16 protein-coding genes are annotated in these 16,977 nt (G+C 47.2%); 1 reads left to right on the top strand and 15 read right to left on the bottom strand.

Annotated features, from left to right (window positions below):
- The first annotated feature begins 339 nt into the window (after positions 1-339).
- Positions 340-531: a 50S ribosomal protein L28 gene (rpmB, locus tag OKX56_RS10435; RefSeq protein WP_015044215.1), complete on the top strand. Its 192-nt coding sequence runs from the start codon at positions 340-342 to the stop codon at positions 529-531.
- A gap of 96 nt (positions 532-627) precedes the next feature.
- Here rpmB and OKX56_RS10430 read toward each other — a convergent pair whose 3' ends face one another.
- From OKX56_RS10430 to priA, 15 genes are all read right to left on the bottom strand, one after another.
- Entirely contained in the window at positions 628-1,287 is a 660-nt protein-coding gene (locus OKX56_RS10430; RefSeq protein WP_019226421.1) for a thiamine diphosphokinase, read from the bottom strand.
- Entirely contained in the window at positions 1,284-1,988 is a 705-nt protein-coding gene (rpe, locus tag OKX56_RS10425) for a ribulose-phosphate 3-epimerase (protein WP_019226420.1), read from the bottom strand. The genes OKX56_RS10430 and rpe overlap by 4 nt, the downstream gene beginning before the upstream one ends.
- 150 nt (positions 1,989-2,138) lie before the next feature.
- Positions 2,139-3,008 (bottom strand): ribosome small subunit-dependent GTPase A, encoded by an 870-nt coding sequence (gene rsgA / locus OKX56_RS10420; protein ID WP_019226419.1) that lies wholly within the window; start codon positions 3,006-3,008, stop codon positions 2,139-2,141.
- A 90-nt stretch (positions 3,009-3,098) separates the two neighbouring features.
- Positions 3,099-4,775, bottom strand: coding sequence for a Stk1 family PASTA domain-containing Ser/Thr kinase (gene pknB, locus OKX56_RS10415; RefSeq protein ID WP_019226418.1), 1,677 nt, complete (start codon positions 4,773-4,775; stop codon positions 3,099-3,101).
- Entirely contained in the window at positions 4,775-6,190 is a 1,416-nt protein-coding gene (locus OKX56_RS10410; protein ID WP_019226417.1) for a peptidoglycan D,D-transpeptidase FtsI family protein, read from the bottom strand. The genes pknB and OKX56_RS10410 overlap by 1 nt, the downstream gene beginning before the upstream one ends.
- On the bottom strand, positions 6,187-7,473 hold the full coding sequence (locus OKX56_RS10405) for an FtsW/RodA/SpoVE family cell cycle protein (RefSeq protein WP_025205363.1): 1,287 nt from the start codon (positions 7,471-7,473) through the stop codon (positions 6,187-6,189). The genes OKX56_RS10410 and OKX56_RS10405 overlap by 4 nt, the downstream gene beginning before the upstream one ends.
- Before the next feature lie 4 nt (positions 7,474-7,477).
- The gene (locus tag OKX56_RS10400) at positions 7,478-8,200 is read right to left on the bottom strand and encodes a Stp1/IreP family PP2C-type Ser/Thr phosphatase (protein WP_019226415.1); all 723 of its coding nucleotides are present in this window, start codon (positions 8,198-8,200) and stop codon (positions 7,478-7,480) included.
- A complete protein-coding gene (locus OKX56_RS10395; RefSeq protein ID WP_019226414.1) occupies positions 8,187-8,630 on the bottom strand; it encodes an FHA domain-containing protein in 444 nt (147 codons plus the stop codon). The genes OKX56_RS10400 and OKX56_RS10395 overlap by 14 nt, the downstream gene beginning before the upstream one ends.
- A 13-nt stretch (positions 8,631-8,643) precedes the next feature.
- Complete coding sequence (locus OKX56_RS10390) at positions 8,644-9,429, bottom strand: FhaA domain-containing protein (RefSeq protein WP_019226413.1); 786 nt, start codon at positions 9,427-9,429, stop codon at positions 8,644-8,646.
- Positions 9,407-10,489 carry a dual-specificity RNA methyltransferase RlmN gene (gene rlmN, locus OKX56_RS10385; protein ID WP_019226412.1) on the bottom strand — a complete coding sequence of 361 codons (1,083 nt, stop codon included), beginning with the start codon at positions 10,487-10,489 and terminating at the stop codon, positions 9,407-9,409. The genes OKX56_RS10390 and rlmN overlap by 23 nt, the downstream gene beginning before the upstream one ends.
- Before the next feature lie 132 nt (positions 10,490-10,621).
- Positions 10,622-12,037 (bottom strand): 16S rRNA (cytosine(967)-C(5))-methyltransferase RsmB, encoded by a 1,416-nt coding sequence (rsmB, locus tag OKX56_RS10380; protein ID WP_019226411.1) that lies wholly within the window; start codon positions 12,035-12,037, stop codon positions 10,622-10,624.
- 38 nt (positions 12,038-12,075) lie between these two features.
- Positions 12,076-12,765, bottom strand: coding sequence for a zinc metallopeptidase (locus OKX56_RS10375; protein WP_019226410.1), 690 nt, complete (start codon positions 12,763-12,765; stop codon positions 12,076-12,078).
- Positions 12,766-12,923: 158 nt separating this feature from the next.
- Positions 12,924-13,871: a methionyl-tRNA formyltransferase gene (fmt, locus tag OKX56_RS10370; protein WP_019226409.1), complete on the bottom strand. Its 948-nt coding sequence runs from the start codon at positions 13,869-13,871 to the stop codon at positions 12,924-12,926.
- A 143-nt stretch (positions 13,872-14,014) separates the two neighbouring features.
- Positions 14,015-14,467: a peptide deformylase gene (gene def, locus OKX56_RS10365; RefSeq protein ID WP_019226408.1), complete on the bottom strand. Its 453-nt coding sequence runs from the start codon at positions 14,465-14,467 to the stop codon at positions 14,015-14,017.
- A gap of 181 nt (positions 14,468-14,648) precedes the next feature.
- Entirely contained in the window at positions 14,649-16,970 is a 2,322-nt protein-coding gene (gene priA, locus OKX56_RS10360) for a replication restart helicase PriA (RefSeq protein WP_019226407.1), read from the bottom strand.
- Positions 16,971-16,977: the final 7 nt, after the last annotated feature.

Genomic DNA, 16,977 nt, shown 5'->3' with positions numbered 1-16,977 from the left:
CTCCCCCATGGGGGAGTGAAGAAAAAGGAGACTTTCGATTGTAAGACTTAATGCCACTATCCTGTTTGAAGATTTAAATGCAATCACCCAGTAATGTATAGGTTGCATTTACAAAGTCAATTGAGGCTATGTGAATACCTCAGGGAACAACTCCTTATTTTTTCTTATCAGTACCCGGTAAATGTAGTATAATATATGAGTAAAATATTTGCATTTGCAGGATTGTATAAGACCTATATAAACCTCGTCAGATAATAAAAACCTGCTCTTGCCAATTCTTTTAAGTTCTGCTAAACTGTAATAGTGTCATTTTTGGGTGAAAAGGAGGTAGAAGAAATCATGGCTAGTATTTGTGATGTTTGCGGAAAAGGAGTTTCTTCCGGGATGAGTGTCAGTCACTCCCATATTCGCTCCAAGCGTACCTGGAAACCAAACCTCCAGCGTGTCCGTGCTGTAGTGAACGGTACTCCCACCCATGTCAAAGTCTGCACAAGATGCCTTCGTTCAGGTAAAGTGAAACGAGCAATCTAACTTCATCGTGAAACGACTGTGATTGGATTAAAACAACCCCGACTTTAAAGCCGGGGTTTTTGCTTTTCAACCCATTTTAAGGAGTAAGTTTTAAGATTAACAAGGCATTTGAACATAGATCAGAACTTTGCCTTCATGAATTTCAATCGAAATATCTTTATCCGTAAACACATTGCTGATTCCACGCGGAGAATTATGCGCAAGATTTAGCATATCCAGCTGATAGTACAGCCCTTCGGCAGATACCCGCGCATCATCGGATAAGGCGACGATCGACAACTGCTGACCAATGCTGCCCTTGATGTTCTCTTTACCCTGAAGCATCACCCAAGCATCAGATTTCGGGTCTTTCATCTTCAGCCGTCTGCCTTTCTCAGCATACGCAATCATGATTGAGATATTCCCCATCAGGTGATCCAGCCTTTTACCGCCGGCGGCATAAAGGACGATTTCGTCCTGGAAACATCCCTGAGAATCTAAATATGTATCTGCATAGGCCACAGCGAGCTCTAAATCCGTCTCATTTTTTTCGCAAGGATATTGTTTGACGGTTGTTTTGGCCGCTATACATTTTTCCAGATTTTCTTTTGTAATGGAATCGAGGTCCCCGATCAATACATCAGGGATTCTGTCTGAAGCGATGGCCTTGTTGCCGCCTCCGTCCGCGCAGATCAACATCTCGATATGATTCCCGGCGAGTTCGCCGCGGCCCCACGCAGCATCCCATTCTCCGTTTGCCACGACTGCAACCTTCATTGCTTGATCCCCCGGAATCTTTTATTTTTGTTGTCACGCTGTTCCTCTTTGGCTGCTTCAAGGATATCGTAAATCGCCTGCTGCGGATCCGGAGAACTAAATACAGCTGCACCAGCTACTAATATCTCGGCCCCGGCTTTGCTTACCAGACGGGCTGTCTCAACATTAATTCCGCCATCCACCTCAATACGGCAAAGCGGGTTTACTTCCTTCAATATCCCCGACAGTGCTACGATTTTCGGCAAGACTTCCTGAATAAACTTTTGGCCGCCAAAACCAGGGTTCACAGTCATCAGCAGCACAACATCAAGTTCCTGCAAAACATATGTCAGCATTTCCAGCGGGGTTGCAGGGTTCAGTGCAACGCCCACATTCGCCCCCAGGGATTTGATCAGCTGGATGACCCGGTGAAGGTGCCTGGTCGCCTCAGCATGAATTGTGATCGAGTCGGCACCTGCCTTCACAAAATCTTCAACATACTTTTCAGGATGTTCAATCATCAGATGAACATCAAACTCCAGCGCGGAGACCTTGCGGAGCGATCCAACAACGGCAGGCCCTATCGAGATATTCGGAACAAAATGTCCATCCATAATATCTATATGCAGCATATCAATCCCCGCATTTTCAACAAGACTGACGTCCTCTCCCAATCTGGCAAAATTGGCAGACAGTATCGATGGGGCAATCGTCAAAGCCATAAAGATCCTCCTTCCAAACCTATGGTGCTGTTTCTTTGGCTGCGTGCAGTTTCTTATCATTATTGTACGGTTTTCTGTAATTATTCTTCGTTCAGCCCTGAAACCCTTTATTGGGGTATCAAAAAAATTCTAAGTTACCTTCTGATACATCTAATATTTTTTTTCATGTTCGATGACTTCTTTTAAAAACTGCAGATAGTGCTCATATCTGGAAGAACTAATAAGGCTCTCGCTCAGGGCTTCTTTTACAGCACAGTCAGGTTCCTTGTCATGAAGGCAGCTTGAAAAGCGGCATTCCTGTTTAATCCGGACAAACTCAGGAAAGTAGGACTGCAGTTCCTCTCTCTTCATTTCGGGCAGGTACAGGGATGAAAATCCCGGCGTATCTGCAACAAGTCCTCCTGCTACGGAAAGAAGCTCGACATGCCTGGTTGTATGCCTTCCCCGGCCGATTTTGTCGCTGACGTTACCTGTTTTAAGTGCCTTCCCGGGATTCAGAGCATTGATCAGGCTGGATTTGCCAGATCCGGAAGGTCCTGCTAACACAGACACATTGCCCTTGAGCCTTTCAGCAATTTCATCAATTCCTGTCAGCGTCCGATTCGACACCTGGACGACTTCATAGCCGATCCTGCGGTAATCGACAGACGGGGTTTTATTTCCAACATCCAGATCTTCCTTGGTGAATACGATCAAAATGCTGATTCCTGCTTCTCCGGCCTGAATGAGCAGCCTGTCCAGCAAATTGTAATCCGGATCAGGGGTCTTCAGGGAGAAGACCAAGAGAACCTGATCCACATTTGCAATATACGGCCTGACCAGAGAATTTTGACGTTCGAGTACCTTTTCAATCGTGGCCTTATCCCCTGTTCCTGGAAGAACCATCACCTTGTCGCCGGGGATAAATTCCTGCTTTTTTACACGAAAACGACCGCGCAGGGAGCATTCCCATACCCGGTCATCGGCGTATACGTAATAAAAGCCGGCATATCCTTTCATCAATGTTCCCTGAATCAGCATATATCCTGTTCTTTCCTCCGCTCTAATTCAAATTACTCCTGTACCTCTTATCATGTCAAAAAAATGATTGCATCAGATATTTGGGTCATTTTAGGCCGGGGGCCCCGGTCCCTGAGACACAACAATGGTCACTTCCGAACCCTGCTGGATTGGTTTGCCCGGTTTGGGTTCAGTGGTAATCACGGCTTTCTCCGGAAACAAATCCGATTCTTCCATGATCGGCATTACTTTCATATCGTATTTTTCTAGGTAATCCGTGGTAAACTCCAGTGACATGCCTGTAAAATCAGGCATAGCGGTAATCGTTGGTTGAATTCCTTCGCTGACAAACAGTTCGATCTCTCCGTTCTTTGTCCAGGTCGAACCGGGCGCAACCGATTGTCCAAAAACATGTCCTTTCGAAATGGAAGCGCTCAGCATTGTTTTGACCGAAATATTCGTAAAACCGGCTTCCTTAAGCGTACTCTCAGCGTTTTCCTGAAGCGGATACCCGGTTGTTACATTCGGTACTTTAATGTATTCTACCCCTTTGCTGATCTCAATGTCCACTGACCTTCCAGCCTTAACTTCACTCTTTGGCTTAATGCTTTGAGAAACAATCCCACCCTGCTTAATTTTATCGCTGTAGGTTTCGGTCCGGTTGCCGAGAGCCAGACGGGCTTTGGTCAATTCGATTGTAGCTTCTTCTACAGTCTTACCGGTAAGATCCGGAACGTTAACCACCTGTGTATGGGTGAAAACCCAAACTCCTGAGGATGTCCCGACAACTACAATCAGTGCGGCAATAGCAATCATAACCAGCATCGGAATTTTTTTCTTGCGCTTTTTGGTACGCAGAAGCGCATCATTCTTGGCCTCATTCGGGATTACTTTATCCTTCAAGCCCCTATGAACCTGGGTCTGCATGGTATCTTCATGGTCTCTGGCCTGTCTTTTTTCCCAAACAATGGTCTCTCCGGCTTCGATCCTGTCGAGATCCTCGAGAAATTCCGCTGCACTTTTATAGCGGTCTTGAAGTGATTTGGCCAGTGCTTTCATGATCACTGTTTCCAGTTCCGGGCTGACTCCGGCAACAAGCTTCCCGGGCAGCTCGACTTCCTCCTGGATATGCTTCAAGGCAATGGTAATCGCGGTATCTCCGTCATACGGAAGCCTTCCCGCAATCAGTTCATAAAGGATGATTCCAAGCGAATAGATATCGGACTGTTCCGTGGTTTGGGAACCCTTGGCCTGTTCCGGTGACAGGTAATGCACTGAGCCGACGATATCCCCGGTATGGGTGACGGTTGCCGAAGAGGCGGCTCTGGCTATCCCAAAATCAGTAACTTTGGCCCTTCCATCCGATGCAATTAAAATATTCTGCGGTTTGATATCCCGATGAATAATATTGTTGGCATGTGCATGAACCAGTGCTTCAGCAATCTGACGGATAATATGAATCGCCTTATCCTGGGAAAGAGGCGCTTGCGTACGGATAATATCCTTTAACGTCTGGCCTTTGACATACTCCATGACAATATAATCTTCGTTCCCGTCTCTGCCCACATCATAGATCGAAACGATGTTCTGGTGAGACAGGCTGGCTGCAGACTGCGCTTCCCGGCGAAAACGACGGATAAAACCCTCATCGGAAGCGTACTGTTCCCGCAGGACCTTGATAGCAACGGTTCTGTTCAGTAATGTATCCTTGGCCCGGTAGACGATTGCCATCCCTCCGGCCCCAATCTTTTCTTCTATTTCATATCTTCCTCCGAACATCTTTTCCATTAGTTTTCACCTTCTTTCAATTCAAGTGCTTTCTCTATGACTGCTTTAGCGATCGGCGCTGCCGCTCCGCCGCCGGTTCCGCCATGTTCCACCAGGACCGCTACAGCTATTTCCGGATTCTCCGCAGGAGCGAAAGCAATATACCAGGCGTGGGTATCCCCGTCTCCGCCCGGTTCAGCCGAGCCGGTTTTTGCTGCTATTTGGGCCCCAGATATGGCTCCGGGAGATGCTGTTCCTTTATTGACAGCCAAAACCATGCCGCTTGTTATTTTTTCTGCTTCTTCCTTACTGAGAGGCGTCAGCCAAACTTCAGGTGTCCTTCGATAGATACTATTTTGCTTGGAATCGAGCACACTGTCAATCAAATGTGGAACCATTATTTTGCCGTCATTGGCAACTCCGGCTGTGATCAAGGCCATATGGAAAGGACTAACCATTACCTGACCCTGACCGAAGGTACTCTCGGCAAACAAATTGAGGCTTAAGTTCTCCGGCAAAGGGTCATCTCTGGTAATTGAACTGATCGGAACATACTGATCAAACGGGATATCCCTGCCAAATCCGAAATTGGACACAGCCTCCAAAAAATGATTCACACCAGCTTTGATCCCATACTGAGCAAAATAAGTATTGCAGGAGTAGGCCAAAGCAAGATCATAATTGACCCAGCCGTGCGCTTTATCATTTTGTTCCTGGATCGTCTGCCCGTTAATCACAGTAGAACCTTCACAATCATAAAGTTCTGTCGTGTCGAGTCCTGCCTGAAAAATGGCTGCTGAAGTAACAACTTTCATAATTGATCCTGGAGGAAACAACGAGAAAGCGTGGTTCACCAGCGGACTGTCCGCCTCGGCAATAATTTCGTCCCAGTCCTGTTCAATTGCTCCAGCATCATAGCTTGGCTGACTGACCAGCGCCAGAACATCCCCGTTTTGTGGATCGATTGCCACCACTGCTCCGGTCTTGCCCTGCAAACTCTGATAAGCAGTCTCCTGTAGACGGGAATCAAGTGTCAGTATCAGGTCATTACCTGTTCTCTGCAATTCAAATGCATTCTGAATCCGTCTGAGAATGGAAGGATTCTTCATTCCGAGAAGTGTTTCCGCCTCCGTTGCTTCAAGGCCGGCAGAACCGTATTTTACTGTGGCATACCCCAGTAAAGGCTCAAACATCTCACCCTGCGGATACGTTCTGACTTTTCCGTCAGCGGTTTGCTCCGTCTTTGCCAGAACAACGCCGTTGCGGTCAAAAATGCCGCCCCGGGTAATTCTTTCCTCTAAATAAATCGCGCGCCGGTTAGCTGGATTATCCAGCATCTCATCGGCCTTAACCACTTGCCAGTATACCAGACCCAGGCTTAGAAAAACAAAGCTAAAAACCATGATCAGTGCAATTTTGCGGATTCCATTGTTCATAAGGCATCTGCCTGCTTTCCAATTGGTATCTGACTCACGGAGAAAGCTGAGCTATGAGAAATGCCGGCCAGAATCCCAAGGAGTAAAAAGTGTCCGACCATGGAACTTCCCCCGTAGCTCATCCAAGGCAAAGGCAGACCTGTAAGCGGAAGCATTTTGGTCACCCCAGCCAGGATGATCAGCGCTTCCACACCGATCAGAATGCCTATTCCCGCCGCCAGGATCTGGCCAAACCGATCCACAGCTCTGGTGCTGACGCAGAAACAGCGCATTACAACAATAATAAACAGACTGATGACTGCCATTGCGCCAATAAAACCAATTTCCTCAGCAATTACCGAAAAGATAAAATCAGTGTCCGCATTCGGAATCTGGTAAGCACCTATCCCATTTCCGAGACCTGTCCCGAGAAGCCTTCCCCCGCTTATGGCAAAGATCGACTGGGAGATCTGATAAGCCCCGCCGCTGGCATCCAGCCACGGATTAATCCAGGTAGCAACCCTTACGCGGACATGATCAAACAGGATATAACCAGCTGCCCCGGTCACCATGACCAGCGGAACGGAAACCACGAGATAAAGCAGTCTTTCGGTTGCGACATACAAGATAAACACCATGAGAAGGAAGAATACCAGCGCCGTTCCAAGGCTTTTCTGGGCACCCAGCAATCCGAGAACAAATACGCCGATAAAAACAAACGGGCCCATTGTTTTGGCATCAGGCAGAGAAAATTTCCCAACCTGAATCGTTCCAAAACGTAAAAGCTCTTTATTATCACTTAAATAGGATGCCAGGAAAAGAAGCAGGGCCACTTTGACGAGCTCCTCGGGCTGGAAACCCATCCCGGCAAACCTAAACCAGCTTGTCGCACCATTGATGGTGGTCCCAAATATCAGCGTCAGCAGAAGCATAAGCAAGGCCAGCATTCCCCAGAGATACTGATACTCACCAAGCTTGCGGTAATCTCGTAAAATAAGAAAGACAGCATAGTAAATGATCAAGCCCAGATTCGCCCAGATAAATTGGTCCGCCGCCAGGGCAGGATTGATCCTTGTTAGAAAAACCAAGCCAATCGCGAGGATGGTCTGAACTACCGGCAGGAGATACGGATCTCCCTGATAGCAAAAAAATATTTCAAACAAGGCACCTGCTAGGATCAAAAAAGAAAATACAGCTCCTTGCAGGAAAAAACCGCTTTCAGTCATATCATCAAGTTTCAGTACACCAAGTCCCATCCATAGAATTACTAAAGTCAGAACTCTCAAAGATAGACGATGTAGCATGTTCTCACCGCTCCACAATACAGCATATAGCCGTAAAATTATCCGGAGCCCCCCGTTCGATCACAACATTCTTCAAGGTTTCGAGATGGTCATCCCATGATTTAGCCTCGGAAAACTCCGCAGCAATCTCCTGATCACTGATTTCATTTGAAAAGCCATCCGTGCACAGAAGAAAAACATCTCCGTCCTGTACTTTAAGTTGGAAACAATCTACATCAATGTTGAGCTCCACACCCAGCGCTCTGGACAAAATATGCTTGTGCGGATGATTTTTGGCTTTCTCCTCCGTCAGCTCCCCGAGGCGGACAAGTTCGTTAACCATCGAATGATCCTCCGACAGGAGCGTGAGGGTCTGATTTCGCCATAAATAAATCCTGCTGTCGCCCACATGGCCAACAACGGCTTTATTGTCATAGATCATCAGAGCAGTCAGAGTTGTTCCCATGCCTTCCGTCCCTTCAGTCCGAAGCGATACTTCGTATACTTCACGGTTGGCCTGATTCACAGCCTGAACGATCCAGTCCTGCATATCCTGAATATCCGTAGATTTTAATTCAGCTGCTTTTTCCTCTAATTGTTCGACCGCGATCCTCGAAGCTATTTCCCCGGCATTATGTCCACCCATTCCATCGGCCACCGCAAAAAATGACTCCTCCGGCAATATAAGAAAATAATCCTCATTGTTTTTTCTAACACAACCGGTCTCATAAATCCTAACTGCTTTCATTTCCCCACCTCGAATATAGAAAAGTAATGCTGCCTATCTTGATGAAGTCACCGGAAACAAGCTGGACCTGGGAGTTGATCCGTTCTCCGTTCACCCAGGTACCATTCGTGCTCCCAACATCCTCCAGCGTTGTCATCCCTCTGTTGTGCTTGAATTCAGCATGATCCAGCGAACAATAATGGTCCGGAACGACGATATCGTTGTGCTTTCCTCTTCCGATGGAAAGCCCTCGGGAATCAATCTTGATCTTGCGTCCTTTGGGCAGCTTTTCAGCTCCGCTTAAGACCTCGATACAGCCAAGATCAGATTCGGTTTTGCTCATGATTCCCTTCGACCTTAAATCGGCCAGCATAACCGTCAATATCCGTAAGAGAAAGAGATAGATAAAACCAACAAATACAATCCTTCCAACTACCGTAAGCATTTGCATTCAATCACCGACTTTACTTATCTACCTGAAATTGAAAATGCGTTTGTCCGGCCTTTATCCTGTCCCCAGGATTTACCATATAGCGGTCAACCCTTAATTTGTTCAGATAGGTACCGTTGGTACTGCCTAGATCCTGAACAAACCACCTTCTATTCTCTGTATAAAGCTTCAAATGGTGACGGGAGATCTCCAGGTCTCCGACTTCAATATCACAATCTTCCTGGCGTCCGACGATATACTCGTCCTTATTAAGATCGTAAATCTCACCTTCATTTGTCCCTTTTATAACTTCGAGATAAGGATGAGTTTTCCTGCCGATTGTTTTGGATGATGCCATGATTAATCTTGCAGCATCCGCCAGAACTGTTGTTTTTTCCATTTCTTCATCTTCCGCAGGCGGTTTTTCTTCGTTAATCCGCCAATTGGCGACAACAGAATCTTTAAACTCAATCTGGGTTTTAATTAAGCCAGCATCCATCTTCTCCGAAGGCTGCATCCGCACAACCGGAAGCGCCAGAAAAGTGTAGCCCTGCCTGGTCCCTTCGTCATAGAGATGTTTGGCCAGCTCCACCAGCAGTGTCTCTCCAAAACTTTCCAATACCGCATAATCCTTTGGGTTTAAACTTACGGTGTAAACATTCGGGACATAGACATGGGATATGCTGACCTGTTTATTTTTCAGCATGATTTTATTTAGTTCCCTGGCAACCTGAACAGGCTGAATCGTACCTACCGACTTGCTGAACAAAAATGTAGCCATCTGTTCGGCGATCGATTCAACTTTGTTTAAGAGACGCATACTCCTCACACTCCAAACGCTGTCTAAGCTGACCACAGGCTGCGTCAATGTCCAGGCCTTTTTCTTCTCTGATCGAAACAGGAATCTTGCCCGCTTCGAGAACCCTTTTGAACATCGTTAACCGCTCTTTGCCCGCTTTTTGAACGTCGCTGCCGATTACCGGATTAATGGGGATCAAATTGACATGGGCCAGCATGCCCTTAAGGAGAACGACCAGTTTTTCTGCTTCCTCTTTGGAGACATTCTGTTGGTGTAAAGCAAACTCAAATGTAACTCTTCTGTTCGTCTGATCGGAATAATACCGGCAGGCTTCCAGCAGTTCCTGCAATGGATATCTCCTGTTGATAGGAACCAGCGTATCCCTGACTTCATTTCTGACTGAATGAAGCGATACAGCCAAACCGACTTGCGGGTTGTCCTGTGCCAGTTGAATAATCTTGGGGGCAACACCGCTCGTCGAGATGGTCATTCTCCGCATGCCGATATTCTGACCGTTCTCGCTGTTCAGGATTCGAATCGCTTTCATCACCGCATCATAATTAAGAAAAGGTTCGCCCATCCCCATGAAAACAATATTGGTTACCGTGAATTTCGGGTCTTCCTGCTGAAGCAGCCGACTGATTTCGAGCACCTGGCCGGTGATCTCTCCTGCAGTCAAGTTTCGGCGGAATCCATCCATTCCGGTTGCACAGAAAGGGCATCCCACAGGGCATCCTACCTGAGTCGAGACACATAACGTGTGTCTGTCCCGGCTTGTCAGATGATCATAGTCCATCAGAACCGTTTCAATGCTTTCTCCATCAGCCAGGCGAAATAAAAACTTCCGGGTCCCATCGGCAGAGCGCTGCGCTTTTAAAACAGTCAGCGGCTGGATAAAGAAAACCCTGTCAAGCCGTTCGCTGTCCTGTTTCCCGATATTCTTCATTTCATCCCAATGATGAACTCCTCTGGCATTAACCCAGTTAAAAACCTGATTGGCCCTAAACTTTTTTAAGCCGTTTTCGAGGCATGCTGCACGCATCTCTCCTTCAAGACAACCGCGGCAATCCAACTTTTCCATAATTAGTATTATTCTCCCAATTTCATGATCTTAAACATGTTTTTCCGCCAGACGTAAAGCTTTGTCAATTAAAGCACATAGACTTGCTATAAAATCTTCTTGCCGCTCCTTGCTATCCGTAGCATCGCGTCACTAGGCCATCCATGGCCTTCGAAACTTAGCGATAAAGAATCCATCCATATTGTGATGATGAGGCAGGATCTGCCATACCCCTTTCCGGAGTTGTTTCAGATCTCTCTCCTCTGCTGCAAAAGGCAAACTTCCCGACAAGTCGACGGAAACAAACTCGGGCTTAAGCTGCCGGAAAGCTTTAATCACTTCAAAGTTTTCTTCCGGCTCCGTGGTACAGGTCGAATAAACAAGCTCTCCGCCTTCCCGCACATGATCGGCAGCTTTCAGCAGGATTGCCAGCTGGAGTTCTGGCAGTTTGCTGATCTCGTCTTCTCTCTTCTGCCAGCGCAGATCAGCTCTTTTTCTAAGCACACCCAAGCCCGAACAGGGCGCATCAACCAGGACCCGGTCAAACTTCTCTCCGATTCCTTCCAAAATCCGGGCGTCGCTCTCAACAGTTTTTATCATTGTAATTCCGAGCCGCTCGGCTGATTCCTTGATCAAATCAAGCTTTTGGGGATACATATCTACAGCAACAATGGTTCCCTTGTTTTTCATCAATTGCGCCAGATGGGTTGTCTTCCCTCCCGGGGCACTGCAGACATCCAATACGCTGTCCCCTTCCCGCGCTCCCAATAGATGAGCAGCCAACTGAGAACTCTGATCCTGAACCGTGAAATATCCGTTTTGGAATTCCCAAAGTTGGTCCAATCCGCCAAAATCTTTCAGAATTAAACTTTCCGGTGTGTATTCTCCGTCCACGACCTCAATTTCCTGACTTTCCAATAAGGTTTTTAGTTCCTGCCTTGTTGTCTTTAGGGTGTTTACACGGATAGAAGTAAGGGAAGGTTCGTTGTTGGCTTTGAGCAAAGCTTCTGTTTCTTCCTGCCCCCACCTTGCCAGCCAGCGCTTGATCATCCATTCAGGATGGGAATATCTGACCGAAAGATAGCGGACCGTTTCCTTCTTTTGGTCTGGCCATTCAAAATTCCAGCCTGTTTCAGCCGCCTTGCGCAGGACACTGTTGACAAGGGGGGAATAGGTTCGGTTCAGTTGGTTCATCAGGTCAACACTCTCATTGACCGCGGCGGGCACCGGCACTCTGTCCATGAGTAGTATCTGAAAAACACCGGTCCTTAAAACCGCCCTGACTTCCTGCGGCAATGCGGACATCGGCTTATTCAGATGTTTTCTCAACGCATAATCCAGCGTCAATTTGTTTTTTAATACCCCGTTGACCAAAGCAGTAGCCAGATTCCTGTCCCGGCTCTGGGTCAGTCCTGAAAGCTGGGAACGTAAAAGAAGATTGGCATAGGCCCCTTCTTTTTCGACCCGCGTAAGAATACGCACGGCTATCAGCCGTGCGTTTTGATCGTTTATGCGTTTCCGCGTACGTTTGGTTTTTTCTTCAGTAATAGGGTTATTCTTCTCCGTCATTTTTCTATCCCAATCTTTTTTATTCTCTTGATTCGGTATTAATCATCCCGGCCTTGTGCAATCCACACAAAGCGCAGCAAAGTCAGGATCGCAGTCAGTGCTGCGGCGACATAGGTCAGGGCTGCCGCACTGAGCATCTTTCTTGCACCTGTCATCTCTTCTGTATCTTTAATAATGCCGCTGTCTCCCAGAAAAGCTAAGGCTCTGTTACTGGCATTGTATTCAACAGGAAGCGTAACGATTTGGAACAAAACTGCAAACGCAAAAACATAAATCCCAATATCCAACAAGAAGGATATAGACGGCAGGAACAGTCCAACAAGGATCAAGATGGGTCCTGCCTGACTGCCGAATGAAGCCACTGGCACAAAGGCCGACCTGAGCTTCAACGGAACATAGCTGTCAGCATGCTGCACAGCGTGACCTGTTTCGTGAGCCGCGACAGCCAGCGCTGCAATGGACGTACTGTTATATACACCGCTGCTGAGCCTCACAACATGAGTCCTCGGGTCGTAGTGATCCGTAAGGTTTCCGGCAACCTGCTCTACCTGAACATCATAAAGGCCATTCTCATTCAGCAGCGCTCTGGCCACGTCTGCGCCCGTCGCTCCCGAACTGCTCCTCATTTTGGAATATCTGCCGTAAGCACCACTGATCTTGGCCTGAGCATAGACAGTAAGAATAATCGCTGGAATTAGCAGTATAATCGTGTAATCAAATAAAAACATAATCTTCCTCCTTAAAAAGCTAGACCTGCTCAAATAGCATAGGAGTCATGCTTCTTATGTATAATTCAAGGCACTAAAACAATCATTGTTTAACTATTAGAAGTATATCCATTTATTCTTAGATTTTGCTTAAAAGAAGGAAAGATGAGTGCGATCGTTTACTCAAAACGATCATTTGCTTTAGGTCTGTATCCATTATAAAAGTCCTGGGCACGCATTTTCTTTTTCCCAGCAGGCTGAAGCTCTAAAATTTTTATAATACCTTCCCCGGTCTGAACCAGCAGTCCTCCCTTAGCAAGGGACAAAATGCTTCCCGGCAAAGCGTTTTGCGCAGTCTGTCCGGATAAGGCAGGTTTTCCGGACAGCTCACTTAGCCATATTTTAACCTGTTCTCCCCGGAAAAGGGTAAAAGCACCGGGCCAGGGATTCAGTCCGCGAATCCTGTTATGGATTTTGGCTACGTCCCAGGACCAGTCCACCTGCTCATGTTCTCTTTTCAGAAGCGGTGCATACGAAAATACTTTAGGCTGCGGTACCGGCCGAACGGTCCCATTCTGCAATCCTTCGAGTGTATTAATCAACACCTTTGCGCCGATTTGGGCCAGCGCATCGTAAACTTCACCCGTTGTGGCCTCCGGTACGATTGCATATTCTTTGCTGATAAGCATTGCGCCCGTATCCAGACCTTCATCCATCAGCATGGTTGTAACACCGGTTTTAGACTCTCCGTTCATCACGGCCCAGTGGACCGGAGCTGCTCCGCGATAAGCCGGAAGCAGTGAGGCATGCACGTTAATGCATCCAAAAGGTGGTATTTCCAGAATCTCTTTGGACAGGATTTGTCCGAAAGCGACCACCACAATGCAGTCCGGCTGCAAATCCCTGATCTGGTCGACCGCTTCGGGTGCTTTAATCCTGGCAGGCTGAAATACAGCAAGTCCATACTTTTCAGCCAGTACTTTGACCGGACTCGCTTTCAATTTGTTCCCTCTTCCCGCAGGTTTGTCGGGCTGGGTAAAAACGCCGCCGATTTGATGTCCTGATGCATAGAGCGCCTCCAGGACAGGCACCGCAAAATCCGGTGTTCCCATAAAAACAAGCCGCATCTGACACTGTCACTTCCCGTTCCGTATTCTAAATGCAAAGACTTTCTCTTCGCGCCTTTAGCAAATCTTAGCCATAAATCTTATATCTTATACCCCATATTTTGTCTGCGTGCTACAATTTCAGCGTCAAGCGGACTAAGGTACTACACATTATAAATCTTGTCTGCAATATCGACGAAAAGTATCCCGTCAAGATGGTCTGTTTCGTGCTGCATCGCTCTGGCCAGGAAACCATCGGCATGATATTCCTTCATCTCTCCATTGCGGTCCATGGCCTGAAGCACCACTTCGGCCGCCCGTTTCACCCGGCCAGTCTTATTTGGGACACTTAAACATCCTTCCTCATCTACTTCCGAACCGGTTTTTTTGATAACCATCGGATTGATCAGTTCCAAAAGACCGTCTCCCACGTCGATCACCACAACTCTTTTGGATACGCCGACCTGAGGAGCTGCCAGCCCTACCCCTTTCGCCTCATACATGGTCTCAGCCATATTATCGAGCAATTTAATGATATTCGGGGTAATTTTCTTGACTTCTATTGCTTTTTCCCGCAGGATGTCTTCTCCAATTTTTACTATCTGGTAAACGGCCATTACTGGATCCGCTCCCTTCTCACGCAATTTCTAAAATAATATCCCATAATAAAACCATATAATAGAATTATACATTTCTGAAAGCCTGAAAGCAATTAACACCTTAAGAGCACGTGTCAGGGATGACACAATGGCCGAAAGCGCTACTGTGGCACGCTGACCTACCTCAAATATGTTGTATTTAAGATAGCGGATTCACCTCAATACTGATATTGATCCCTGAGCTGGCCGTTCCAAGATAGAAAGCCCGGACTCCTTGGTGGACGATCCTGCGGAGGACCGCCGGGTTCTTTCCTTTGACCGATACCTGCCAGCGAAATTCATTCTTCAGCCTGGTCAAAACAGCCGGTGCCGGGCCCAGAATCACATATTCCTGATTCAGATCAGCAAGCACCAGACGGATGCTGTTGGCCAGGTCCTGAGCCGCTTTGATTACCCGATCTTCTTTTTCATGAAAAATCATGATCCTGATGATATGAGCAAACGGCGGATAACTTTGCTGTTTGCGGTAAGTGATCTCTTCCCAAAAAAAGGCTGCATAATCCTGTTTGGCTGCCCGCTGGATCGATCTTTCTTCAGGTGAATAGGTCTGGATCACCACTTCGCCGCCTTTAGCCCCACGTCCTGCCCTGCCAGCAACCTGAGTCAGCAGCTGGAAAGCTCGTTCTCTGGATCGAAAGTCGGGCATATTGAAAAGCTGGTCGGCAGAGATTACACCGACAAGGGTAACGTTCGGGAAATCCAGCCCTTTAGCCAGCATTTGGGTCCCGACAAGAATCGGAACCTCTCCGCTGCGAAACCGTTCTAGAATTCTATTGTACTCCCGAGAACCGGAGGTCGTATCGGTATCCAGCCGTAAGACTTCAACTCCTGGGAACAAAGCGGAAACCTCTTCTTCAACTTTTTGAGTTCCCTGGCCGAAGAAACGGATAAATCGGCTGTTGCATTCCGGGCAGCGGTGAAAAACATCCTGTTGATAATTGCAGTAGTGACAACACAGCTGCTGATTATGACTGTGATATGTCAGGGAAACATCACAATGTGGGCAGCGTGCGACATACCCGCATTCACGGCAAAATACAAAAGTGGAATAACCTCTGCGGTTCAGAAAAAGGATACTTTGTTCTCCGTTGTCGATTCTCTCCTGAAGCTTGTTTCTGAGTACCATGGAAAACATTGTTTTATTGCCGCTGGCCAGTTCCTGTTTCATATCCACAATATCGACAGCGGGTAAAGCCCGTTGATTGAAGCGTTCTTCCAGTGACACAAGACCAATCTTATCCCTTTGGGCCGCCGCATACGCTTCCAGGGATGGGGTAGCGCTGCCCAGAAGTACAAGCCCGCCTCTGTCTTCCATCCTTTTCCGTGCGACGTCCCGCGCATGATATTTTGGGTTTTCATCCTGTTTATAAGCGTTATCGTGTTCCTCATCCAGTATGATCAGTTTAAGGTTTGACAGAGGCGCAAAAACAGCGGAGCGCGCTCCGATAATAACGCGCTTATTCCGTTGCAGAATTTGCTCCCAAATTGCTAGTTTATCGCCGGAGCTGATGCCTGAATGAATAATTCCGACAATATCTCCGAACTGTTCCAGAAATATTCTAGAGATCTGAGAAGTAAGTGAAATCTCAGGTACAAGCAGAATAACATCGCCGCCTTCAGCCAGTACCTTTGCCACCAGCTCTTTATAAATCTCTGTCTTGCCACTGCCGGTTATCCCATGGATCAAAACCGTCCCGCCATCATTTTTATTGCGAAACGCCAGAATATCCTGGAAAGCTTTTTCCTGGGCAGGACTTAATGTGCCTGTAATGTGCCAAACGGAACCAGCTGTTATCTGCTCAATATTGTTTCTTGTATCGGCGTCTATGTCTTTATCTGTGTCTATATCAATTTTATTCTCTATGTTATTTTTTTTTCTTTCATTCATGTCGGGACTGCCTGCTTTTGCGGAAAACCGGATTTCTTTTTTGATCCATCCCTGCTTAAGCATATCCTCAAGCAGTTCTTTCTTCGCTCCGCTTCTTTTTAGCAGGACATTTTCCGGCAGACCTCCCCGGCGCGACCTGTTAAGGGTTTTTAAGACCTGAAATGTATCCGGATCGAGAAGCTCCAAAACTTTAACGTCCTCATCGTCCATGCTGGCCATGGAAGTCATCCAGGTTTCTCCCTTTCCCTTTAAAAAAGGCCACACTGAATGAAGGGCTTGCGCTTTTGGGCAGATCGTCGTCTCCGAAAGCCAGCAGGCCAATTCTATGAGCTCCAGTGGAATTAGATAGTTTTCCTCCAAGACCGCTTCTATGCTGCGGAATTTGGGCTCACCGTCGAGTTCAGGCGGGTCGGAACTGATACTGACAACGAGGCCCCGGACTTTTCTGTACTTAAGCGGGACAACCACCATCATCCCCAAATGAATTACGAGATTGTCCGGAATGTAATAATGAAAACTCTGATCAAGACGCCTGTTGGCGACATCGATCAGCACCTCTGCGTATCCGCTCAATTTCAAG

It is taken from the genome of Dehalobacter sp. (assembly GCF_030063005.1).
Classification (GTDB): Bacteria; Bacillota; Desulfitobacteriia; order Desulfitobacteriales; family Syntrophobotulaceae; genus Dehalobacter; species Dehalobacter restrictus.
Note: the sequence above shows the minus strand (reverse complement) of the source record. Positions and strands in the feature narration are given on the sequence as shown.

Coding starts and splice junctions, on each gene's coding strand:
- rpmB (WP_015044215.1), top strand. CDS start 340: ATGGCTAGTATTTGTGATGTTTGCGGAAAAGGAGTTTCTTCCGGGATG.
- OKX56_RS10430 (WP_019226421.1), bottom strand. CDS start 1,287: ATGAAGGTTGCAGTCGTGGCAAACGGAGAATGGGATGCTGCGTGGGGC.
- rpe (WP_019226420.1), bottom strand. CDS start 1,988: ATGGCTTTGACGATTGCCCCATCGATACTGTCTGCCAATTTTGCCAGA.
- rsgA (WP_019226419.1), bottom strand. CDS start 3,008: ATGCTGATTCAGGGAACATTGATGAAAGGATATGCCGGCTTTTATTAC.
- pknB (WP_019226418.1), bottom strand. CDS start 4,775: ATGGAAAAGATGTTCGGAGGAAGATATGAAATAGAAGAAAAGATTGGG.
- OKX56_RS10410 (WP_019226417.1), bottom strand. CDS start 6,190: ATGAACAATGGAATCCGCAAAATTGCACTGATCATGGTTTTTAGCTTT.
- OKX56_RS10405 (WP_025205363.1), bottom strand. CDS start 7,473: ATGCTACATCGTCTATCTTTGAGAGTTCTGACTTTAGTAATTCTATGG.
- OKX56_RS10400 (WP_019226415.1), bottom strand. CDS start 8,200: ATGAAAGCAGTTAGGATTTATGAGACCGGTTGTGTTAGAAAAAACAAT.
- OKX56_RS10395 (WP_019226414.1), bottom strand. CDS start 8,630: ATGCAAATGCTTACGGTAGTTGGAAGGATTGTATTTGTTGGTTTTATC.
- OKX56_RS10390 (WP_019226413.1), bottom strand. CDS start 9,429: ATGCGTCTCTTAAACAAAGTTGAATCGATCGCCGAACAGATGGCTACA.
- rlmN (WP_019226412.1), bottom strand. CDS start 10,489: ATGGAAAAGTTGGATTGCCGCGGTTGTCTTGAAGGAGAGATGCGTGCA.
- rsmB (WP_019226411.1), bottom strand. CDS start 12,037: ATGACGGAGAAGAATAACCCTATTACTGAAGAAAAAACCAAACGTACG.
- OKX56_RS10375 (WP_019226410.1), bottom strand. CDS start 12,765: ATGTTTTTATTTGATTACACGATTATACTGCTAATTCCAGCGATTATT.
- fmt (WP_019226409.1), bottom strand. CDS start 13,871: ATGCGGCTTGTTTTTATGGGAACACCGGATTTTGCGGTGCCTGTCCTG.
- def (WP_019226408.1), bottom strand. CDS start 14,467: ATGGCCGTTTACCAGATAGTAAAAATTGGAGAAGACATCCTGCGGGAA.